Origin of the sequence: Mesorhizobium sp. M3A.F.Ca.ET.080.04.2.1 (assembly GCF_003952525.1) — a bacterium.
GTDB lineage: Bacteria > Pseudomonadota > Alphaproteobacteria > Rhizobiales > Rhizobiaceae > Mesorhizobium.
Genome location: NZ_CP034451.1, coordinates 4679188 through 4701071, shown reverse-complemented (window position 1 = coordinate 4701071; position 21884 = coordinate 4679188). Strand labels below are relative to the sequence as shown.

Here is a 21884-nt window from a genome sequence, read left to right as displayed (position 1 = left end):
ATCGTGCACCTGGCCATGGGAGGCGGTAATGACGCTTGCGGACTATCCTGCCGTGACGATGGGCCCGCCGAAAGCCAGCCTGATCCTCCAGCCTGGGCTGCTCGCGCCCGGCCTGGAGCGTTATCAAGTCCCCGGCTCGGGCGCCGCACTGATCGAAATCGACGCAGGGGACCGCGTCACGATCCGCAATCTCGAAGGCGGCCAGGCGTGCGAGCTGGTGAGCTTTGACGCCCAGGGGCGGACCGATCCCGGCATCCTCGGTGCGCCCACCAACAGCGATGCCTCCGGCTTGAAGGCACTGCTTGCCCAGGGTGACGAGAGCCTGCAGAAGTTCCGGCTTGGCCTTGCGCAGCGCAACATCGATCTTGGCCGCGCCGAGGCGGTGCGGTTTTTCGACAGCGGTACTCCTGCCGGAGCGGAACAGAGCTTCATCGTCGGGCGCGAGGGCATGCTGGCGGTGGCTGCGCCAGGGGCGCCCATGGCGGTCGATGGCCAGGACACCACGACCCCGCTGGAAGTCCTGGTCCGGCGCTCTACCATACGTTCGGTCCGCAGATTTGAACTGCCTGATCCGCTCGCCGAGCCAGTGCTTGATCTCAGGGTAAGGTCGAGCACGGCCAAAGCCTATTTCGTGAAAGCCGGCGACTATATTCAGATCATCGACGTCGACGGTCGCCAGTGTACCGACTTCCAGTGTTTCTCGGCACGCAAGCTCGACAAAGGCCGAGATCTCGCCCTCGACGTCACCGCCACCCGCTCGCTGATGGGCCATGCCTACCCGATGCCGGGCCTGCACGCGAAATATTTCGATCAAGACTTCGAGCCGCTGGTCGAGGTGGTCCAGGACACCTGTGGCCGGCACGACGCTTTTGCGCTGGCCTGCTATGCGAAATACTATGACGATATCGGCTACCCGGGTCACATCAACTGCTCCGAGAACTTCAACGACGCGCTCGCTCCCCACGGCGTGACGTCCCGTGCAGGCTGGATGGCGGTCAACTTCTTCTTCAATACCGGCATCGATGCCCATGGCGTCATGTATTCCGACGAGCCTTGGTCACGCCCGGGCGATTACGTGCTGCTGCGGGCGTTGACCGATATCGTCTGTGTGTCCTCCGCCTGCCCAGACGACACCACTCCGGCCAATGGCTGGAATCCGACTGACATCCATGTCCGGACCTATTCCGGGCTGAACAAATTTCAGCGTGCGGTAGCACGACGCACCACCCCGGAGGCCGAGCCTAAAATGACCCGTGAGACAGCCTTCCATTCCAGCTTCTCGAAGCACACGCGCAATTTCGTCGACTACAAGGGTTTTTGGCTGCCCCAGGAATTTTCCAGCGAAGGCGCCATCGAGGAGTATTGGGCCTGCCGTGAAAAGGCGGTCGTGATGGACCTCTCGGCGCTCCGCAAATTCGAGGTGACTGGTCCGGACTCTGAAACCCTGATGCAGTACACGCTCACCCGCGACGTCAGGAAGCTGGGAGTCGGGCAAGTGGTCTACACCGCCATGTGCTACGAGCATGGCGGCATGATCGACGACGGCACGCTGCTGCGGCTTGGCAAGGACAATTTCCGCTGGATCTGCGGTGACGATTATTCCGGCGTCTGGCTGCGCGAGCAGGCTGAGAAGCTCGGCCTAAGAGTATTGATCCGCTCTTCGACCGACCAGTTGCACAACATCGCCGTCCAGGGGCCTCGGAGCCGCGATGTCCTCAAGGATATCGTCCGGACACCACCTCACCAGCCGGCGCTGACCGAGCTCGAATGGTTCCGCTTCACGATCGGCCGCATCGGCGACGCGGAGGGCGTTCCGATCTTGGTGTCGCGCACCGGATACACCGGCGAACTCGGCTATGAGGTCTGGTGCCACCCGCGCGATGCAGAAAAGGTTTTCGACGCCGTGTGGGAGGCCGGCCAGCCGCACGGACTGAAGTCCATGGGGCTGGCCGCACTGGACATGGTGCGCATCGAAGCGGGGCTTATCTTTGCGAACTACGAATTCTCCGATCAGACCGATCCGTTCGAAGCCGGGATCGGATTTACCGTTCCGCTCAAGACCAAGACGGACGACTTCATCGGTCGTGACGCGCTTATTCGGCGCAAGGAGCATCCCCGGCACAAGCTCGTCGGCCTCGATATCGATTCGAACGTCGCCGTCGGACACGGGGACTGCATCCATATTGGCCGCGCCCAGATCGGCGTCGTCACGTCGTCGACGCGCTCGCCTGTGCTGAAGAAGAACATCGCGCTAGCCCGTATCGACGCGACCCACGCCGAAGTCGGCACCGAGGTCGAGATTGGAAAGCTCGACGGCCACCAGAAGCGCCTGCCGGCCCGCATCGTGCCCTTCGCCCATTATGATCCCAAGAAGGAAAGACCAAGATCGTAAGGTGTCTGGCGTGACGACCCGCAGCAGGCAAGGTCACCCGATATCCGCGACATAGCCGACTTCGGCCAGTCGGGACGCCGGACTATTCATCCAAGCGTTTGGCTGGCAAGCGCATAGGCGCTCGTTGGTGGGCTGTCGCCGGCGGCATAGTCGGCCAGGCGTTTGCCCCGTGACATGGTCAGCACGGTGTCGAAGACCGGCATGCCGCTGTTCGACAGGAATGCGGCGAACTTGCCGCTCTCCATATGAGTGTCCACTCTGAGAAAGCTGCCCGAATGTTCGACCACATGCGGCCGGACCACGGCGATGGCATCGTCGTCCGTGTTGGCCATCACCGGGCCGATGACGTGGCCGCGGCCGAACGGCCGGCAAAGGGCGAAGGCCCTTAGCTCTCCCTCATCAAGGAGTCCGTAGCCCACCGACTGGCCGAACAGCTTTTCGATAAGATTTGTCCTGCGCACGCCGAAACCTGCGGCGTCGAGCGCGATGATCGCCGGCAGATCCTCCACCCGTAGCGGACGTATCTCACCGCGCGCGCCGTCCACCCCAGCCGACCTGGTCGCGTCGGCGGTCCCCTGATGTTGATAGACGGTCTTCTCCGCATGGAAATGGAGCGAAAGGTAAAGCCGTCTTGCCGCCCGCGTCGCGTTGAGGCGCAGGTTGCGCTTCCCAACTTGATCGAGGATCCGCTTCATCAGCCATTGCGCCGCCCCCTGCGTCTGAAGCCGCGGCGAGGTGATGACCATGCCGACGGTCGCGAAATCGGCGCCATGCGCGAACCACATGGCGGAACCAAGGACCCGGCCGATCTCGTCGAGCACCACGAAACCCTGTCCCGCTTCGCGCAGGAATTGCCAGTCTTCGGCCCGATGCGGCCATCCGACGGCGAGGGAGAGCGCATGCAGCCGGTCGAGTTCGACGGCTTCCACGTCGCCGATCCGCATCGAGAACGCATCGATTTTCAAGCTTTCGGACGGCTTCACTTTCATGCCTCTGAAAGATCGCTGGATTGAGAGCGACGCGCCGAAGATCGCCCTCTGCCCTGCCAACGCTAAACAACAAGACCGATACGATTTGCTCGAAAGCCGCGCGCCAACGCAAGATTCGACTGAAACACTTCCGCTTTCGGCACGCAATCGCGAATGGACACGCACATCCTTTCCGGCACTGTGCAAGCGTGTGGTCGGCGGCAGCGACCGCGCCAATCCGAAATGCCTTGAGGACCGGAATGGACGTCTTCGATATCCTCGACCGTCTCGTCGCCTTTCCATCGGTCGCCGGCAAACCGAACGGTGACATCGTCGGCTGGATCGAGACCCACCTCGCAGAGCGCGGGGCGCGGGTCACTGTGCTCCCCGGGCCGGAAGGCGACCGTTCCAACCTTTTCGCCACGATCGGCCCTGCCGATGTCCCGGGCTATATCCTCTCCGGCCATATGGACGTGGTTCCCGCCGGGGAGCCGCAATGGAGTTCGCCCCCTTTCGCGCTGCGCCGGGACGGCGAACGGCTCCACGGACGCGGCGCCACGGACATGAAGGGGTTCCTTGCCTCTGCGCTGGCGGCTTTGCCTGCGCTGGCGCGACTTCGTCTTGCCAGACCGATCCATCTCGCCTTCTCCTACGACGAGGAGGTGGGATGCCGCGGCGTGCCGCACCTGATCGCCCGACTTCCCGAGCTTTGCGCAAAGCCGCTCGGCGTCGTGGTGGGCGAGCCGAGCGGGATGCGCGCCGTGCGCGGCCACAAGGGCAAGGCTGCCGCCCGCGCGACGATCCGTGGGCGCACCGGCCACTCCTCGCGGCCCGATCTCGGGCTCAATGCAATCCACGCCATGGCCGATGCGTTGAGCGCGGCCGTGAGCGAAGCCGAGCGCATGACGCATGGTCCGTTCGATCCGGCCTTCGAGCCACCCTATTCCACGCTGCAGGCGGGCGTGGTCGCGGGCGGTCAATCGGTCAACATCATTCCCGCCACCTGCACGCTGGAGTTGGAAGCGCGGGCCATCCCCGGCATCGACCCGGCCAGCCTGCTCTCGCCGGTCAAGGCAAGGGCCGAAGCCTGCGCAGAGGACGGCTTTCAGGTCGAGTGGACGGCGATGAGCGCCTATCCGGCGCTGTCACTGCCGCAGGACGCGCCATTGGCGGCGTTGCTGCACGAGCTGACTGGCCAAGCGCCGCTCGCCGCCGTCAGCTATGGCACTGAGGCCGGGCTCTACCAGGCTGCCGGTTTCGATGCCATCATCTGCGGGCCCGGCGATATCGATCGCGCCCACAAGCCGGACGAATACATTCTCGCCAGCGAACTCGCCGCCTGCCAGCGGATGATCGAGGCGCTCGCCGCGCGTTGCGCGGCTTGAAGGAGCAACCGAATGACATTTCTGTTCAACTCCGATGCGCGCCGTGGCGCGGTCTTCGCCGAGGCCTTGGCCAGGGAACTGCCGGACCTGCCCTTCGCGATGGACGCCGCGACGGTCGATCCCGAGGCCGTGCGTTACCTGATCACCTGGACCGCGCCGGCTGATCTCGCCCGCTACAGGAATCTCGACATCCTGTTTTCCATCGGCGCCGGCGTCGACCAGTTCCGTTTCGACGAAGTGCCTGCGAATGTGAAGGTCGTGCGCATGATCGAGGAAGGTATCATCCGCATGATGCAGGAATACGCCACGCTTGCCGTGCTTGCCCTGCACCGCAACCTGCCGGCCTATCTTGCCCAGCAGCGCGCCGGCGAATGGCGTGATATCCCGCAGCTCCAGGCCGGGTCGCGCCGGATCGGAGTGCTTGGCCTCGGGCAGCTCGGCCAGGCCGTGCTCGATCGGCTGAAGCCGTTCGGCTTTCCGCTCGCCGGCTGGAGCCGCTCGCCGCGGCAGATCGATGGCGTGGCCTGCCATGACGGCGTGTCGGGGCTGGAGACAATGCTGCCGGCCAGCGACATACTGGTCTGCCTGTTGCCGCTGACCGGTGAGACGCGCGGCTTCCTCAATGCCGAGCTGCTGGCGAAACTGCCCAAGGGGGCGTCGCTCGTCCAGACGGGACGGGGCCCGCAGCTCGACCACGAAGCGCTCGTCGCCGCCCTCGACAGCGATCACCTCTCGGCGGCGATGATCGACGTGACCGATCCGGAACCGCTCCCGGCGGGGCATCCATTCTGGTCGCATCCGAAGATCATGCTGACCCCGCATGTCGCCAGCGTTGCCCAGCCGACGACCGCCGCGCGCGCCGTCATCGACAACATCAGGCGCCATCGCGCCGGCCTCGACCCCATCGGGCTCGTCGACCGGACGCGAGGCTATTAATGCATCTCGCCCAGAAGGGTGCAGCGGTTCTGGGACAACGACATGCATCAAAACAAAGACTGTAAGATCCACCATGAAAGGTTTTTCCTTGTCCTTGCTCAAGACCGTCGACACCAACCCAGCTTTTCCGCCGCGCGAATCCAAGGCGTTGCCCGAGCGGCTGATTGCCGGCAACCCTGCTTTCAAGACCTGGGCGCAGGACGTCGCCAAGGATGACCTCGTCCATACCGGCGTCTGGGAGGCGACGCCGGGCGAGACGCGCTCGATCAAGGGGGAGACTTTCGAGTTCTGCCACATCCTCTCCGGCGTGGTCGAAATCACGCCCGATGGCGGCGAGACGGTGACCTATCGCGCCGGCGACAGCTTCGTCATGAAGCCCGGTTTCACCGGCATTTGGAAAACCGTCGAAACCGTGCGCAAGATCTACGTGACGGTAGGGTGATAAGGTCCGCGCGAGGGCCGGCCTGCGCGGAAGATTTTGCCGTCCCCTGCTCCCGGCACGCAACATTCGTCGGTGGCGGAGCACCGAACGGTGCATGCTGCGCGCCGGCACGCGCTAGGCTCGGGACGATGCTGCAGAGTGATCGCCAATGAGCCTGAGCTTCGATCCCGACACGATCTCCCTTCCTCTCGGCCACTTCATCGGCGGGGAACTGCTCTCCGTTGCGGGCGCAATCGAGATGCGGCGGCCTTCGGATGGCAAGGCATATGCGGCCTGCCCGGTGGCCGGCGTGGACGTGGTCGACCGTGCCGTGGAAAGCGCCAAGTCGGCGCTGAAGGCCAGCAACTGGGGCGGCGTTCGGCCGCGCGAGCGCACCAGGGCGCTCCAGGCCTGGGCTGACCTCATCGAATTGGAAGCCGAAAGCCTCGCCAAAATCGAGGCCCTGTGCTCCACCCGGCCCGTTGGTCAGATCGTCGCCGGCGACATTGCCGTGACCGCGGAGCAGATCCGTTTCTTTGCCGAATTCGCCGACAAGGAAGGCAGCGAACTCGTGCCGACCGACGACGCCAGTCTCGGCATGATCGTCAGCGAGCCCTATGGCGTGGTCGGCGCGATCACGCCCTGGAATTTCCCCATCTCGATGGCCGGCTGGAAGCTCGGCCCGGCGCTGGCCGCGGGCAATGCGGTCGTGCTGAAACCCTCCGAGATGACGCCGTTCTCGGCCGTCTACATGGCGCAGCTCGCCGTCAGGGCTGGCCTGCCGGCAGGGCTCGTCAACGTGGTGCTCGGCGACGGGCCAACCACCGGCACGGCACTGACCGGCCACTCCGACATCGCCAAGGTCAGTTTCACCGGCTCGACCCGCGCCGGCTCGGCGATCATGGAGAACGTCGCCCGCACCGGCGTCAAGCCGATGACGCTGGAGCTAGGCGGCAAGAGTCCTCAGCTCGTCTTTGCCGATGCCGATCTCGACAAGGCGGCGACTGCGATCGCCGGCAGCGTGACCTTCAACGCCGGCCAGGCCTGCGTGGCCGGGACGCGCCTGATCGTCGAGAACAGCGTCGCCGAAAGGCTGACCGTGGCCATCGTGGAGCGGATGAAGGCGATGCGGCCCGCTCCCACCTGGAACGAGGCGACGCAGTACTCGCCGATCATCTCGGACCGGCAGCGCACGCGTGTCGACGCCCTCGTGCGGGCCGCGATCGAAGCCGGCGGCGAATGCCTGACCGGCGGCGGCGCCATGGAGAGCCCCGGCTATTTCTACGAGCCGACACTGATTGCGAATGCCGATCAGGCCAATCCGGCGATCGTCGAGGAGATCTTCGGCCCGGTCCTGACCGTCCAGACCTTCGAGACCGAGGAAGAGGCGCTGGCGCTGTCCAGCCATCCGACCTATGGGCTGGCCTCCGGCCTGTTCACCGCCGACCTGTCCCGCACGATCCGTCTCGCGCGCAAGCTGGAGGCGGGCACCGTCTGGATCAACCGCTACTCGCGCTCGCGCGACCACATCCTGCCGACCGGCGGCTACAAGCGATCCGGCATCGGCAAGGACCTTGGCCGCGAGGCCTACCTCGCCAATCGCAGGACCAAGAGCGTCCTGATCAGCCTGTGAAGAGATGCCGATGAAATCCTACTCGATAGCTCTGATCCCCGGTGATGGCATTGGCTCCGACGTGACCACCGCCGCCTGGACGGTGCTGGAAACGGTGGCCAAGCACTCCGGCTTTGCCCTGACCGGAACCGAATTCCCCTGGTCGTGCCGCTTCTTCAAGGAGACCGGCCGCATGATGCCGGAGGACAGCATCGAGACCTTGCGCGGCTTCGACGCTATCCTTCTCGGTGCGGTCGGCTGGCCGGCGGTGGTGCCGGATTCCGTCTCGCTCCATGGCCTGCTGCTGCCGATCCGCAAAGCCTTCGTGCAATATGCCAATATCCGGCCGCACCGCCTGCTGCCGGGCGTGACGGGTCCGCTGCGGGCCGAAAATTTCGACATATTGTGCATCCGCGAGAACACCGAGGGCGAATATTCTGGCGCCGGCGGGCGGGTGCATCAGGGCACGCTGGACGAGGTCGCCGTGGAGACCTCGATCTTCACCCGCACCGGCGTCGAGCGCATCCTGCGCTTCGGCTTCGAGCAGGCGCGGGCGCGGCGAGGCAGGCTGGCCTCCGTGACCAAGTCCAACGCTCAGAAATACTCGATGGTCTTCTGGGACGAGATCACGCGCAGGCTGGCCGCGGAGTATCCGGACGTCGAAGTGACGAGCTATCACGTCGACGCGCTCGCCGCGCGCATGATCATGGCGCCGGAGAGCCTCGACGTGCTCGTCGCCTCCAATCTGTTCGGCGATATCCTGACCGACATCGGCGCTGCGATCCAGGGCGGTCTCGGCTACGCTGCCTCCGCCAACATCAATCCCGACCGCTCCGCACCCTCCATGTTCGAGCCGGTGCACGGCTCCGCGCCCGACATCGCCCATCTCGGCATCGCCAATCCGATCGCAGCCATCTGGTCCGGCGCGATGATGCTCGATCACCTCGGTGAAAAAGATTCGGCCGTCCGCGTCATCAAGGCGATCGAGGCGACGACCGCGCGCGGCATAGGCACCACTCCCGGCAAGGACCGCACGGATGCCATCACGGCCGCCGTCGTCGCGGCCCTCACCTGATAGCAAGGTCGTTTCCGATGCAGAGCTTGAAAGACAAAAGTCTGTTCCGCGAGGCCGGCCTGATCGGCGGCGAATGGGTCGCTGCCGGCTCCGGCAGGACGGTCGATGTCATCGATCCGGCGACGCAAGTCGCGATCGGCACTGTGCCCGACATGGACGGTCCGGAGACCCGTGCGGCCATAGAGGCCGCGGCCTCCGCCTATCGAGGCTGGAGGAAGAGGACCAATGCCGAACGCGCCGCCCTCTTGGAGGCTTGGCATGCCCTGATGCTTCAGCATCTGGACGATCTGGCGCTGATCCTGACGACGGAACAGGGCAAGCCGCTGGACGAGGCCAAGGGCGAGATCCGCTACGGCGCCTCCTTCGTCAAATGGTTCGCCGAGGAAGCCCGCCGGATCAACGGCCATACCATCCCCGCGCCCACGCCCGATCGGCGCATCATCGTGCTGAAGGAACCCGTCGGCGTCTGCGGCATCATCACGCCGTGGAATTTCCCCAACGCGATGATCACCCGCAAGGTGGCGCCGGCACTGGCCGCCGGCTGCACGGTGGTCATCAAGCCGTCCGAGTTCACGCCCTATTCGGCGCTGGCGCTCGGCGTGCTCGCCGAACGGGCGGGCATCCCCCCCGGCGTCATCAACATCGTCACCGGCATGCCGGCCGGGATCGGCAACGAGATTATGGCCAACCAGACCGTGCGCAAGATCTCCTTCACCGGATCGACCCGGGTCGGCTCGCTGTTGATGCGCGGCGCGGCCGACAGCGTGAAGCGGCTCAGCCTCGAGCTCGGCGGCAACGCGCCCTTCATCGTCTTCGACGACGCCGATCTCGATCTCGCCGTCGAGGGCGCGCTCGCTTCGAAGTTCCGCAATGGCGGCCAGACCTGCGTCTGCGCCAACCGCATTCTCGTCCAGGCCGGGGTCTATGAGGCCTTCGCCGCCAAGCTCAGCGCCCGCGTCAACGCCATGACGGTTGGGCCGGGCACTCAAGCCGGCGTCGCCATCGGACCGATGATCAACACGGCGGCGGTCGAGAAGATCAACCGCCATGTGGAGGATGCGCTCGCCAAGGGTGCGGAGATCGTCACGAAGAGCCCGCCTCTGCCCGAGGGTCCGCAGTATGTCGCGCCGCTGGTGCTGACCGGCGCCACGAACGAAATGCAGCTCGCCGCCGAGGAAACATTCGGCCCCGTCGCGCCGCTGTTCCGGTTCGAGACGGAAGAGGAGGCGATCGCGCTGGCCAACGGCACGCCCTACGGGCTGGCCTCCTACTTCTACACCGAAAACCTCAAACGCGCCTGGCGCGTCGGCGAGGCGCTGGAATTCGGCATGGTGGGGCTCAACACCGGCTCGGTCTCGATGGAGATAGCCCCCTTCGGCGGCGTCAAGCAGTCCGGCCTCGGGCGCGAAGGTGCGCAGGCCGGCATCGAGGAATATCTGGAGATGAAAAGCTTCCATATGGGAATAGGCGAGTAAGGGAATAGGCAGCAGGCAATAGGGAATAGGAAAACACCATCCTACTGCCTACTGCCTACTGCCTACTGCCTACTGCCTACTCCCTACTGCACCCAGTCAAGCGCCTTGTAGTAGAGGCCGACCATCGGCAGGAACCAGGGCTTGCCCGAATAGCCGGGGATGGACGGCCACTCGACTCCCTTCATCGGATTGCGGTCCTCCCGGCCGAGCATGGCATCGGCCAGGATCATTCCGAGATGGGTCGAAAGCTGCGCACCGTGGCCGGAATAGCCCATCGCGTACCAGACCCCGTCATGGTAGCCGGCGCGCGGGAAACGGTCCTTGGTCATGTCGACCAGCCCGCCCCAGCAATAGTCGATCTCGACCTTGGCGAGCTGCGGGAAGATAGCGGCAAGGCTGGCCCGCAATATTTGTCCGCTCCTGGCGTCGGAGCGCTGGTCCGACGTCGCCGAGAAGCGTGCGCGGCCGCCGAAGATCAGCCGGTTGTCGGGCGAAAGCCGGAAGTAGTTGCCGATGTTCATCGAGGTCACGCATGTCCGGTTGCCCGGCATGGTGGCGGCGATCTCGGCATCGCTGAGCGGCCGCGTGGCGATGATGAAGCTGCCCACCGAGATGATCCTGCGGCGGAAATAGCCGAAATTCGGCGTCGTGTAGGCGCCGGTCGCCACCAGCACATTGTCGGCGCTGATCCGGCCTCGGGAGGTGGTCAGCTCATGCCTGCCGCCGGCCTGCCTGTGGTCCGTCACCGCCGCGTTCTCGTGAATGACGGCGCCGTGGCGGGCGGCGGCCGTGGCCAGGCCCGCCACATAGCGGCCCATATGCATCATGGCGCTCTTCCTCGACAGCATCGCGCCATGGAAGGGCGAGCCGATCTCGGTCTTGAGGTCGGCCGCAGACAGCAGCGCCGTATCCGGATCCACTTCGGCATGGACGGCTTCGAAGTTGCGGGCGATCGCTTCGAAATGCTGCGGCTTGGAGGCAAGCTTCAACTTGCCGGCGCGGCGGAAGTCGCAATCGATGCCTTCCTCCGCGACCAGCGCCTCGATCGTGTCGACGGAGTCGTCCAGCGCCCGGTAGAGCGCAATTGCGCGCTCCTTGCCGAGCTCCGCCTTAGCCGAAAGGTAGCTGTGGGCGAGGCCGTTGTTGAGGTGCCCGCCGTTGCGTCCGGATGCGCCCCAGCCCACCCGCTCCGCCTCCAGCACCACCACCTTCGCGCCAGCCTTTGCCAGCTGGCGCGCCGCGGCGAGACCCGTGAAGCCGCCGCCGATGATCGCGGCATCGTAGTGCCCCTCCACCGGGCCTTGCGCCCCACCGGAAAAGACAGGAGCCGTGTCGTGCCAGTAGGAGACCAGCTTCATCGGCAAATCGCCTGTCTCAAAGTCCGACCACGCCGGGGAGACCGGAAATGTCGGCGATCTCCACATAGCCGTAATAGGGGTTGGCCGGTTCGTGGCCGCGATTGACCCAGACCTTGTTCTTGATGCCGAGGTCGTGTGCCGACATCAGGTCGTAGCGGAATGAGGACGAACAGTGAAGGATGTCTTCCGGGCCGCAGCCCAGCTTGTCGAACATGTATTCGAAAGCCTTAAAGCGCGGCTTGTAGGCCTGTGCCTGCTCGGCCGTGTAGACGGCATGGAACGGCGCGCCGAGCTTCTCGACGTTGGACATGATCTGCGCGTTCATGGCGTTGGACAGGATGACAAGCGGGATTTCCTTGGCGACCTTCGCCAGGCCGGCCGGAACGTCGGCGTGAGGTCCCCAGCTCGGGACGCGCTCATATACTATCCTGGCCTCGTCGGAACTGAAGGCGACGCCGTTGCGCTTGCAGGTGCGCTCGAGCGCATTGTGGATGACATCGGCATATGGCTTCCAGTCGCCCAGGATCTCGTCCAGCCGATACGCCGCGAAATTCTTGATGAACTCCTGCATGCGCGGCTCGTCGAGCCGGCTGCCGTAGAGGTCGCGCGCCGCTTCTGCCATCTGGAAATTGGTCAACGTGCCGTAGCAGTCGAAGGTGATGTATTTGGGCCTGAAAGAAGCCATGTCCTCGATCTCCGGTGGAAGCACATCCGCGTTTGGATGCCTTTCATCATAGGCCGGCAGGCGGTGGCCGACCTGACCGAAATCTGCCTCCCGAAAGCAGAAAGTTCCGTATGCGCGGCTCCGTTTGGCACGCTGTAGCATCTTGCCCGTCGATCGGAGCGCCGGCCCGCAGCCTGAAAAAGCACCGCCAGATCGGCGTCAGCAGAAGATGCGGCGCATCCCTCTCGCTACGGCGAAAGATACTGCCGAAACCAAGGCCTTCAGTCGATCTGCGGCGCGCCGATGTCGGAGACTTGGGTTCAGACCCGAGAGTATCCTCATGCAGCAGAGCGAGACCGAACTCCAGGCATTCGAGCCGCACCATATAGAGGGCGCTGTGGCGCTGTCTCGCCAGGAGAATTGGCCGCATCGCCCGCAGGATTGGCAGATGGCGCTGCAGCTCTCCAGCGGCGCGGTCGCCCTCGACGACCGGGGGCGCGTCACCGGAACCATCCTGGTCACTCCCTACGGTGCGGATTGCGCCATGATCAACATGGTGATCGTCGACAGCAATGAGCGAGGCAAGGGGCTGGGCCGCCGGCTGATGCAACAGGCCTTCGCCCTTGCGGGCGAGCGCCCGCTGCGGCTCGTCGCAACGGCCGACGGCATGCCGCTCTATCAGAAGCTGGGCTTCGTGCCGTCCGGCACGATCCAGCAGCACCAGGGCAAGGTTGCGGCGCTTGGCGCGCCCGCCGGCGTCGAGACGGCAGGCGCCGACGATCTTGCGGAAATCAAGGCGCTCGACCGCGACGCCTATGGCGCGGACCGTGAGGCGCTGATCGACGCGATTGCCGAACGCGGAGGCTTCGCGGTCATCCGCCGCAATGGCGTCATCGAGGCTTACGCCGCGATCCGCCCGTTCGGGCGTGGCGAAGTGGTCGGTCCGGTGATCGCCGCAAGTGCCGTGGATGCCAAGGCGCTGATCGGCTACTTCGCCGCTGCGCGCCCCGGCGCCTTCTTGCGCGTGGATACCGACAGCAGGACCGGCATCGCCGGTTGGCTGACCGAAATAGGCCTCGCCCATGTCGGCGGCGGCGTCGCCATGGACCGCCCGCCCAGGACGGCCGCGGAACAGGCCCGACCTAAAGTCTACGCCCTCGCCAACCAGGCGCTCGGCTAGAACCGGATGATTTCATATCGGGTCGATCCGAGATCGGAATCCGGCTCTAAATCAAGGAGACAGAGCATGATGTCGTCCGAAAGCCGCTTCCCACCTTTCGGCATCATGCTCTAGCGGAGGACAACAATGCTCGCCAATTCCCTGGTCGAACTCGACCGCGCCCATCTCATCCATCCGGTCGCCTCATATCGCGGCCATGAGGCGCTCGGCGTGCGGGTGCTGAAATCGGCAAAGGGCGCCACCGTGACCGATGCGTCCGGCCGGCAACTTCTCGATGGCTTCGCCGGGCTTTGGTGCGTCAATGCCGGCTATGGCCATGACAGCATCGTCGAAGCCGCCGCCCGGCAGATGCGCGAGCTTCCCTACGCCACCGCCTATTTCGACCTTGGCTCGGAGCCGGCCATCCGGCTAGCCTCGGAACTGGCCGAGCGGGCCCCTGGAGACCTGAACCACGTCTATTTCACGCTCGGCGGGTCGGACGCGATCGACAGCACGATCCGTTTCGTCCGCTACTACTGGCATGCCAAGGGCGAGCCGCAGCGCGACCAGTTCATCTCCATCGAGCAGGGTTACCACGGCTCGTCGGTGGTCGGTGCCGGCCTGACCGCCTTGCCTGCCTTCCACGCCGGTTTCGGCATTCCCTTCGAGTGGCAGCACAAGATCCCCTCCCCCTACCCCTATCGCAACCCCGTAGGCGAGGATGGCAGCGCGATCATTTCGGCGTCGCTTGCCGCGCTGAAGGCGAAGATCGAGGAGATCGGGCCGGAGCGGGTCGCCGCCTTCTATGCCGAGCCGATCCAGGGCTCGGGCGGTGTTATCGTTCCGCCGAAAGGCTGGATCAAGGCGATGCGCGAACTCTGCCGGGAGCACGGCATCCTGTTCATCGCCGACGAGGTGATCACCGGATTCGGCCGCACGGGGCCGCTGTTCGCCTGCACCGAGGAGGACATCGTTCCGGATTTCATGACGACCGCGAAGGGGCTGACATCGGGCTATGTTCCGATGGGCGCCGTCTTCATGGCCGACCATGTCTACAATGTCATCGCCGATGCCGCGGGCGGCTCTGCGGTCGGCCATGGCTACACCTATTCAGCCCATCCGGTCAGCGCAGCCGTCGCGCTCGAGGTGCTGAAGCTCTATGAAGACGGCCTTCTGGAAAACGGCATCAGGGCCGGCGCCCGCCTGATGGCAGGGTTGGAGGAGCTGAAGGACCATCCGCTCGTCGGCGATGTACGCGGCCGCGGCATGCTTGCCGCGATCGAACTGGTGGTGGACAAGCAGAAGAAGACGCCGCTTCCCGCGTCGGCCATGCCGGCGCGGCGCGTCTTCGACAGGGCGTGGGACAACGGCCTCATCATCCGCGCCTTCGCGCAGGGCGTTCTTGGCTATGCGCCTCCGCTGTGCTGCACGGATAGCGACATCGATGCAATCATCGAGCGTACGCAACGCACGCTTGACCAGACTCTGGACGATCCTGATGTCCGCAAGGCTCTGGCGTGACGGGCGGCGAATACCTCGTGTTTCGAAATGTCGCCGGGGCAGACGATTTCGCAATTTTGTGCCGCAGCCCTGCGCCATTTCGGCGTATCCAGCGCGGGGGAAGTGCCAGACTGCTTTCAAGACAAGGCCAGAAAGCTCGGATTTCCGGGCTTGTGAAGAAAGCCGACGCTCCGGACAGTACGGAATTTTGTTCTGTTCAGCACGATGCAATTCGGCCGCCCGCAGAGGAGAGCTAGTTCTTGGCCAGGGCCTTCAGCGAGTTCAAATACGTCACCTTCGATGTCGTCGGCACGCTGATCGACTTCGAAGGCGGCATCACGGCCTGCCTGGCCGGGATCGCCGCCGAGGCTGGCGTTTCCGTCGACGGTGAGGAAGCGCTGACCCTCTACCGCCAAGCCCGCTACATGCCCGAGGCTGGCCTGTTTCCCGACGACCTTGCACGTGTCTACATGGTCATTGCGCCGCAGCTCGGCCTGCCAGCCGAGGAGAAGTTCGGCGCTCGCCTGCGGGATTCCGCCGGCGCCTGGAAAGGCTTCCCCGACAGCGCAGCCGCCTTGGCCGACCTTGCGAAATCCCACAAGCTGATCGCCATGACCAATGCGCGGCGCTGGGCGCTCGATCACTTCGAGCTCCAGCTTGGATCGCCATTCTTCGCCACCTTCACAGCCGACGACACCGGCACCGAAAAGCCGGACCCGGCGTTTTTCCAGAAGGTGTTCGACTTCGTGGCCTCCCGGGGCGACAGCAAGAACGACATTCTGCATGTCGCGCAAAGCCAGCATCACGACATCGGCATATCCCGCGCGCTTGGCCTGACCAACTGCTGGATCGAGCGCCGGCATGCCCAGAAGGGTTATGGTGGCACGATCGAGCCCGAGCGCTTTACCGTGCCGGATTACCACTTCACGTCGATGGCCGCCTTTGCCATGGCCGTGCGGGAAAGCCTGAAGGAACGAACCTGAGCCCAAGCCCGGAAAGCGCGCAGAAAGACAAGCATCCCGGGCGAAATCAACCGAAAGGGGAATGACATGACCGACAAGATCACGAACTGGACCAGGGCAGACGATGCCATGGTCGAAAATGCCATCCGCCGCGGCGCGAGCCGCCGCGAACTCCTCAAGATGCTGTTGGCCGGCGGCGCCGCGATCGCGGCTGGCGGCACCGTCCTCGGCCGTGCCACCCAGGCCGTTGCCGCAACGCCGGTTTCTGGCGGCAATTTCAAGGCGGCCGGCTGGTCGTCCTCGACCGCCGATACGCTCGATCCGGCAAAGGCGTCGCTCTCGACCGACTATGTCCGCTGCTGCTCGCTCTACAACCGCCTGACGTTCCTCGACAAGGACGGCAAGACGCAGATGGAGCTCGCTGAGAGCTTCGACAGCAAGGACGCCAAGACCTGGACCGTGAAGCTGCGCAAGGGCGTCACCTTCCATGACGGCAAGGATCTCACCGCCGACGACGTCGTGTTCTCGCTGAAGCGCCATCTCGACAAGGCCGTCGGCTCCAAGGTCGCCAAGATCGCCGCGCAGATGACCGGCTTCAAGGCAGTGGACAAGTCGACCGTCGAAATCACGCTTGCCGATCCGAATGCCGATCTCCCGACCATCCTGGCGCTGCACCATTTCATGATCGTCGCGGATGGCACCACCGACTTTTCCAAGGGCAATGGCACCGGCGCCTTCGTGCTGCAGACGTTCGAACCCGGCGTGCGCTCTGTGGTCACCAAGAACAAGAACTACTGGAAGTCGGGCAAGCCCTACCTCGACTCCTTCGAGTTCATCGCCATCACCGACGACAGCGCGCGCGTCAACGCCCTGATTTCCGGCGACATCAATTTCGCCGCCTCGATCAATCCGCGCTCGATGAAGCTGCTGGAGAGCCAGCAGGGCTTCGAACTGTCGAAGACGACCTCGGGCAACTACACGGATCTCAACATCCGGCTCGACATGGAGCCGGGCAGCAAGGCCGACTTCGTGGCCGGCATGAAGTATCTCGTCAATCGCGAGCAGATCGTCAAATCGGCGCTGCGCGGCCTCGGCGAAGTCGGCAACGACCAGCCGGTCTCGCCGGCGAATATCTTCCACAATGCCGACCTCAAGCCGAAGGCTTTCGACCCCGACAAGGCGAAGTTCCACTTCAACAAGGCGGGGCTGCTCGGCCAGTCTATCCCTGTGATCGCCTCGGACGCCGCGACCTCGTCGATCGACATGGCGGTGATCATCCAGGCCGCCGGCGCCGATATCGGCATGAAGCTCGACGTCCAGCGCGTCCCCTCCGACGGCTATTGGGACAATTACTGGCTCAAGGCGCCGGTCCATTTCGGCAACATCAATCCGCGCCCGACGCCGGACATCCTGTTCTCGCTCCTCTACGCCTCCAACGCACCCTGGAACGAGAGCCAGTACAAGTCGGAGAAGTTCGACAAGCTGCTCGTCGAGGCCCGCGGACTGCTCGACCAGGCCAAGCGCAAGGAAATCTACGGTCAGATGCAGACCATGATCGCGGAGGAAGCCGGCACCATCATCCCGGCTTACATTTCCAACGTCGATGCGCTTTCCAGCAAGGTGAAGGGTTTGGAAGCGAACCCGCTCGGTGGCATGATGGGCTACGCAATGGCGGAATACCTCTGGCTCGAAGCCTAGGGGAAGCCTGCCGGGGGCCGGCCAGCCGGCCCCCGGTATCGCATTGCGCAAGATTGTTTTAGGCCGAACGCCAACCGCAGGGAGCGCTTCCATGAAGTCTGAGGTTCTCAACCTCATCCTGAAGCGGCTGGCGACTGCGGTCGTCACCCTCTTGATTGTCCTGTTCGCGGTGTTTTTCGCCACCAGCATGCTGCCCGGCGACACCGCCTCGATCCTCCTCGGCCAGGCCGCCACACCGGAGGCGGTCGCCGGCCTGCGTGAAGCCATGCATCTCAACGATCCGGCCATCCTGCGTTTCCTGCGCTGGCTCGTGGGCCTGCTCCATGGCGACCTCGGCACCTCCTATGCCAATGAAATGCCCGTCGCGGCGCTGATCGGCGGCCGCTTCGTCAACACCATGAAGCTCGCCGGCATTACCACGCTGATCTCGGTGCCGCTGGCGCTGACGCTCGGCATCACCGCCGCGATGCTGCGCGGCTCCCTCTACGACCGCACCGTCACCGTGCTTTCGATCGGGGTCATCTCGGTGCCAGAGTTCATGGTGGCGACGCTGGCGGTCCTGCTCTTTGCCGTCTATCTCAAATGGCTGCCAGCCCTGTCCTCGGTCAACGAGGCGCATTCGCTGACCGATCTCGTGCGCATCTATTCGATGCCGGTGATCACCCTCACCTTCGTCATCTCCGCGCAGATGATCCGCATGACCCGCGCCGCGGTGATCGAAACGCTGTCCACGCCTTATGTCGAGATGGCGCTTTTGAAGGGCGCATCGCGCAGCCGCATGGTGCTCCGGCACGCGCTTCCCAACGCGCTGGGGCCGATCGTCAATGCGGTCGCACTCTCGCTATCCTATCTGGTCGGAGGCGTCATCATCGTGGAGACGATCTTCAACTATCCCGGCATTGCCAAGCTGATGGTCGATGCGGTCGCGACCCGTGACCTGCCGCTGATCCAGAGCTGCGCGATGATCTTCTGCCTCGGCTATCTCTTGCTCATCACGACCGCCGACATCATCGCCATCATGTCCAATCCGAGGCTCAGGTGACGATGGCGCGCGCGGCAATTTCCCGGCGGTCCTTCCTGGGCCACAGCTACAACCTGGTGGGCGTCCTGGCTTCGCTGGTCATCCTGGCGTGGACGCTCGTCGCCATCTTCGCGCCCTACATCATTCCTCATTCGATCGGCGATATTGTCGACGACGACTACTTCGGCCCGATGCGTCAGGGACTGTGGCTCGGCTCGGATTATCTGGGCCGCGACATGCTCTCGCGGGTGCTGATGGGCGCGCGCTACACCGTCGGCATATCGCTGGCCGCCGTCTCCATCGCCTGCTTTTCGGGCGTGGTGCTGGGGATGATCGCGGCCGTCACCGGCGGCTGGCTCGACACCTGCCTCAGCCGCTTCCTCGACGCCATGAACTCCATCCCCAGCAAGCTGTTCGGGCTTGTGGTCGTCGCCGCGGTCGGCTCGTCGATCCCGGTGCTGATCCTGACGCTAGCCGTCATCTACATCCCCGGCGCCTACCGCTTCGCGCGGGCGCTCGCCGTCAACATCAACACCATGGACTTCATGACCGTCGCCCGCGTCCGCGGGGAAAGCACCATCTATCTCATCGGGTCGGAGATCCTGCCCAACATCATCCGACCGGTGCTGGCCGACTTCGGCCTGCGCTTCGTCTTCATCGTGCTTTTGCTTTCCGGCCTGTCCTTCCTGGGCCTCGGCCTGCAGCCGCCTTTGGCCGACTGGGGCGCGCTGGTGCGCGAAAACATCGGCGGCCTGCCATTCGCGGCCCCGGCCGTCATCGTGCCTTCGCTGGCGATCGCCAGCCTCACCATCAGCGTCAACCTGCTGATCGACAACTTGCCGCAGAAGATCAGGGACCGCGACGCATGACCGATCAGCGACGCATGACCAATCTCGTCGAGGTCAGGAACCTGAGGATCGAGGCGACGACCGACGCCGGACGTCTGGTCGAGATCATCAAGGGCGTCAGCCTGGACATAGCCGACGGCGAGATCGTTGCGCTGATCGGCGAGAGCGGCTCCGGCAAGACCACGGTGGCGCTGTCGCTGATGGGCTACGCGCGGCCGGGTTGCCGGATCACCCAGGGCGAGATCAATGTCAACGGCCGGAACATGGCTGCGCTCTCCGAAAAGGACTGCGCCAAGTTCCGCGGCACCGATATCGCCTATGTTCCGCAAAGTGCCGCAGCCTCCTTCAACCCCTCGGCCACGATCATGGAGCAGGTGATCGAGGTGACGCGCATCCACGGCCTGATGCCGCCCGAGCAGGCGCGACGGCGCGCGGTCGAGCTGTTCAGGGCCTTGTCGCTGCCAGATCCGGAAGGGATCGGCGCCCGCTATCCGCACCAGGTCTCGGGCGGGCAATTGCAGCGCCTGTCGGCGGCAATGGCGCTCATTGGCGATCCCAAGCTGGTCATCTTCGATGAGCCGACGACGGCGCTCGACGTGACGACGCAGATCGACGTGCTCAAGGCATTCAAGTCGGTCATGCGCGCGGGCGGAATAGCGGGCGTCTACGTCTCCCACGACCTCGCGGTCGTCGCGCAGATCGCCGATCGCATCGTGGTGCTGAAGGGCGGCGAAGTGCAGGAGACCGGCACCACGGCCGAAATTCTCTCTGCTGCCCGGCACCCCTACACCCGCGAACTGCTGGCCGCCTTCGAACCGAAGCCCCGGCAGGCGCAAGCGGATGCCGGAACGAAGCCGCTGCTGAGCATCGACAATCTGACGGCGGGCTATGGACCGCTGCGCGAGGACGGACTGCCGCGCATCCGCGCCGTCGACTCGGTCAGTCTGGTCGTGCAGACGAGCCGCAACCTTGGCATCATCGGCGAATCCGGCTGCGGAAAATCGACCCTGGCGCGAGTGATCGCCGGCATTCATCCGGCGGCAGCCGGCGACATCGTTTTCGACGGCAAGCAACTGGAACGCGCCGCCAAGAAACGCAGCCAGGATCAGCTGCGCGAGATGCAGATCGTTTTCCAGTATGCCGATACCGCGCTCAATCCAGCCAAGCCGGTCGAGGACATCATTTCCCGTCCGCTCGCCTTCTATCACGGGCTCGACAGGCAGGCGCGCTCGAAGCGTGTCGATGAACTGCTCGACATGGTGCGCCTGCCGAGGGCATTGCGCTATCGTCATCCATCGGAGCTGTCGGGCGGCCAGAAGCAGCGCGTGAACTTTGCGCGCGCGCTGGCGGCAAATCCCAAGCTCATCATTTGCGACGAGATCACATCGGCGCTCGACACGGTGGTGGCATCCGCCGTGATCGAGCTGCTCAAGGAGCTGCAGCGGGAGCTCGGGCTTTCCTACATTTTCATCAGCCACGACCTTTCGGTCGTCGAGGCGATCTGCGACGAGATCATGGTCATGTACAATGGCGAGCGGGTGGAGCAGATCACGCCCGACAAGGTGAAGGCGCCCGCCCACCCCTATTCCAAGCTTCTGTTCTCCTCCGTGCCCAAGCTCGACCCGACCTGGCTCGACGGCCTCGTCCGCGACCCGGAGCTCGTCAGCCAGTACGGCCACCGCTAAAGCAATTCCAGGAAAAGCGTGTAACGGTCTTCCTGGAATTCTTCTGCCTACATCGGGAACAGGCTGGGCAGCGGCATGTGCGCCTTGACGATGGGCGACTTCAGCACCACGAAGCTGAAATACTTGTCGATGCCGATGTCCATGTCGGTCAGCCGCTCCATGATCGTCTGGTATTCGCCGATGCCGGAGGTCACGAACTTCATCAGGTAGTCGTAGCCGCCCGAGACGAGGTGGCACTCGATGACCTGGTCGATCTTCTCCACCACGGCAAGGAAGCGGGCGAAGTCCACCTGGCGGTGGTTCTTCAAGGTGATTTCGGTGAACACGGTCAGCGTCTGGCCGAGCTTGCCGATATTGACCTGCGCGGAATAGCCCTCGATGTAGCCCTCCGACTGGAGCTTCTTGACCCGCATCAGGCAGGGGCTCGGCGACAGATGCACCAGTTCCGCCAATTCCACATTGGTGATACGGCCGTTCTTCTGCAGCTCGTGCAGAATCTTGATGTCGATCCGATCCAGTTTCACGGGGCTGTCTCCGGGAAAGGGTACCGCAGCACAAAATGCTGTCTTTCCAACAACGGCCGAGACTACCACAGCCCGCCGGCCTGTCCATCCGGATGGGTACGGCTTGAAAGGCAGGGACTCTCGATTTCGCCAGGTTCGCCGGAATAAAATTCTGCCCCGGCCATAACTGCAGCAGCGGCTGCCTGCGCAACGCGATAGACT

18 protein-coding genes are annotated in these 21884 nt (G+C 64.3%); 14 read left to right on the top strand and 4 right to left on the bottom strand.

The window, feature by feature from the left end:
- The first annotated feature begins 28 nt into the window (after positions 1-28).
- Positions 29-2392, top strand: coding sequence for an aminomethyltransferase family protein (locus EJ074_RS22435; RefSeq protein WP_129553800.1), 2364 nt, complete (start codon positions 29-31; stop codon positions 2390-2392).
- 86 nt (positions 2393-2478) lie between these two features.
- On the opposite strand, the gene EJ074_RS22430 is transcribed toward EJ074_RS22435, so the two are convergent.
- Positions 2479-3381 (bottom strand): GNAT family N-acetyltransferase, encoded by a 903-nt coding sequence (locus EJ074_RS22430; RefSeq protein ID WP_129554084.1) that lies wholly within the window; start codon positions 3379-3381, stop codon positions 2479-2481.
- Positions 3382-3620: 239 nt separating this feature from the next.
- Here EJ074_RS22430 and argE point away from each other — a divergent pair, with 239 nt between their 5' ends.
- The 6 genes from argE (at position 3621) to EJ074_RS22395 (ending at position 10264) form a co-directional block, all read left to right on the top strand.
- Positions 3621-4745 carry an acetylornithine deacetylase gene (gene argE / locus EJ074_RS22425; protein ID WP_095804275.1) on the top strand — a complete coding sequence of 375 codons (1125 nt, stop codon included), beginning with the start codon at positions 3621-3623 and terminating at the stop codon, positions 4743-4745.
- A gap of 12 nt (positions 4746-4757) precedes the next feature.
- Positions 4758-5681: a glyoxylate/hydroxypyruvate reductase A gene (locus EJ074_RS22420; protein ID WP_095804276.1), complete on the top strand. Its 924-nt coding sequence runs from the start codon at positions 4758-4760 to the stop codon at positions 5679-5681.
- Positions 5682-5769: 88 nt separating this feature from the next.
- Positions 5770-6123, top strand: coding sequence for a cupin domain-containing protein (locus EJ074_RS22410; protein WP_129554083.1), 354 nt, complete (start codon positions 5770-5772; stop codon positions 6121-6123).
- Between the two features lie 148 nt (positions 6124-6271).
- Complete coding sequence (locus EJ074_RS22405) at positions 6272-7735, top strand: aldehyde dehydrogenase family protein (protein ID WP_095804277.1); 1464 nt, start codon at positions 6272-6274, stop codon at positions 7733-7735.
- A gap of 10 nt (positions 7736-7745) precedes the next feature.
- Positions 7746-8789, top strand: a complete 1044-nt coding sequence (locus tag EJ074_RS22400; RefSeq protein ID WP_095804896.1) for a tartrate dehydrogenase — start codon at positions 7746-7748, stop codon at positions 8787-8789.
- 17 nt (positions 8790-8806) lie between these two features.
- A complete protein-coding gene (locus tag EJ074_RS22395; RefSeq protein WP_095804278.1) occupies positions 8807-10264 on the top strand; it encodes an NAD-dependent succinate-semialdehyde dehydrogenase in 1458 nt (485 codons plus the stop codon).
- Positions 10265-10347: 83 nt separating this feature from the next.
- Here EJ074_RS22395 and EJ074_RS22390 read toward each other — a convergent pair whose 3' ends face one another.
- Both EJ074_RS22390 and EJ074_RS22385 read right to left on the bottom strand, forming a co-directional pair.
- A complete protein-coding gene (locus EJ074_RS22390) occupies positions 10348-11622 on the bottom strand; it encodes an FAD-binding oxidoreductase (protein WP_129553799.1) in 1275 nt (424 codons plus the stop codon).
- Between the two features lie 16 nt (positions 11623-11638).
- The gene (locus EJ074_RS22385) at positions 11639-12307 is read right to left on the bottom strand and encodes a haloacid dehalogenase type II (protein WP_095804280.1); all 669 of its coding nucleotides are present in this window, start codon (positions 12305-12307) and stop codon (positions 11639-11641) included.
- Positions 12308-12626: 319 nt separating this feature from the next.
- Between EJ074_RS22385 and EJ074_RS22380 the strand changes: the two genes are divergently transcribed.
- From EJ074_RS22380 to EJ074_RS22350, 7 genes are all read left to right on the top strand, one after another.
- Entirely contained in the window at positions 12627-13466 is an 840-nt protein-coding gene (locus EJ074_RS22380; protein ID WP_095804281.1) for a GNAT family N-acetyltransferase, read from the top strand.
- 126 nt (positions 13467-13592) lie between these two features.
- A complete protein-coding gene (locus EJ074_RS22375; protein WP_095804282.1) occupies positions 13593-14966 on the top strand; it encodes an aspartate aminotransferase family protein in 1374 nt (457 codons plus the stop codon).
- Between the two features lie 239 nt (positions 14967-15205).
- On the top strand, positions 15206-15928 hold the full coding sequence (locus tag EJ074_RS22370) for an HAD-IA family hydrolase (protein ID WP_095804283.1): 723 nt from the start codon (positions 15206-15208) through the stop codon (positions 15926-15928).
- Positions 15929-15994: 66 nt separating this feature from the next.
- The gene (locus tag EJ074_RS22365; RefSeq protein WP_095804284.1) at positions 15995-17605 is read left to right on the top strand and encodes an ABC transporter substrate-binding protein; all 1611 of its coding nucleotides are present in this window, start codon (positions 15995-15997) and stop codon (positions 17603-17605) included.
- 91 nt (positions 17606-17696) lie between these two features.
- Entirely contained in the window at positions 17697-18647 is a 951-nt protein-coding gene (locus EJ074_RS22360) for an ABC transporter permease (protein ID WP_095804285.1), read from the top strand.
- Between the two features lie 2 nt (positions 18648-18649).
- Positions 18650-19495 (top strand): ABC transporter permease, encoded by an 846-nt coding sequence (locus EJ074_RS22355; RefSeq protein ID WP_095804286.1) that lies wholly within the window; start codon positions 18650-18652, stop codon positions 19493-19495.
- 14 nt (positions 19496-19509) lie between these two features.
- On the top strand, positions 19510-21159 hold the full coding sequence (locus tag EJ074_RS22350; protein ID WP_095804897.1) for an ABC transporter ATP-binding protein: 1650 nt from the start codon (positions 19510-19512) through the stop codon (positions 21157-21159).
- Positions 21160-21206: 47 nt separating this feature from the next.
- Here the strand turns inward: EJ074_RS22350 and EJ074_RS22345 are convergent, their stop codons facing one another.
- The gene (locus EJ074_RS22345; RefSeq protein ID WP_095804287.1) at positions 21207-21683 is read right to left on the bottom strand and encodes an Lrp/AsnC family transcriptional regulator; all 477 of its coding nucleotides are present in this window, start codon (positions 21681-21683) and stop codon (positions 21207-21209) included.
- Between the last annotated feature and the right edge of the window lie 201 nt (positions 21684-21884).

Bases quoted from the DNA above. Each gene is read 5' to 3' on its own strand.
- EJ074_RS22360 (WP_095804285.1), top strand. From the start codon at position 17,697: ATGAAGTCTGAGGTTCTCAACCTCATCCTGAAGCGGCTGGCGACTGCG.
- EJ074_RS22375 (WP_095804282.1), top strand. From the start codon at position 13,593: ATGCTCGCCAATTCCCTGGTCGAACTCGACCGCGCCCATCTCATCCAT.
- EJ074_RS22420 (WP_095804276.1), top strand. From the start codon at position 4,758: ATGACATTTCTGTTCAACTCCGATGCGCGCCGTGGCGCGGTCTTCGCC.
- EJ074_RS22395 (WP_095804278.1), top strand. From the start codon at position 8,807: ATGCAGAGCTTGAAAGACAAAAGTCTGTTCCGCGAGGCCGGCCTGATC.
- EJ074_RS22405 (WP_095804277.1), top strand. From the start codon at position 6,272: ATGAGCCTGAGCTTCGATCCCGACACGATCTCCCTTCCTCTCGGCCAC.
- EJ074_RS22350 (WP_095804897.1), top strand. From the start codon at position 19,510: ATGACCAATCTCGTCGAGGTCAGGAACCTGAGGATCGAGGCGACGACC.
- EJ074_RS22355 (WP_095804286.1), top strand. From the start codon at position 18,650: ATGGCGCGCGCGGCAATTTCCCGGCGGTCCTTCCTGGGCCACAGCTAC.
- argE (WP_095804275.1), top strand. From the start codon at position 3,621: ATGGACGTCTTCGATATCCTCGACCGTCTCGTCGCCTTTCCATCGGTC.
- EJ074_RS22400 (WP_095804896.1), top strand. From the start codon at position 7,746: ATGAAATCCTACTCGATAGCTCTGATCCCCGGTGATGGCATTGGCTCC.
- EJ074_RS22365 (WP_095804284.1), top strand. From the start codon at position 15,995: ATGACCGACAAGATCACGAACTGGACCAGGGCAGACGATGCCATGGTC.
- EJ074_RS22385 (WP_095804280.1), bottom strand. From the start codon at position 12,307: ATGGCTTCTTTCAGGCCCAAATACATCACCTTCGACTGCTACGGCACG.
- EJ074_RS22435 (WP_129553800.1), top strand. From the start codon at position 29: ATGACGCTTGCGGACTATCCTGCCGTGACGATGGGCCCGCCGAAAGCC.
- EJ074_RS22390 (WP_129553799.1), bottom strand. From the start codon at position 11,622: ATGAAGCTGGTCTCCTACTGGCACGACACGGCTCCTGTCTTTTCCGGT.
- EJ074_RS22430 (WP_129554084.1), bottom strand. From the start codon at position 3,381: ATGAAAGTGAAGCCGTCCGAAAGCTTGAAAATCGATGCGTTCTCGATG.
- EJ074_RS22380 (WP_095804281.1), top strand. From the start codon at position 12,627: ATGCAGCAGAGCGAGACCGAACTCCAGGCATTCGAGCCGCACCATATA.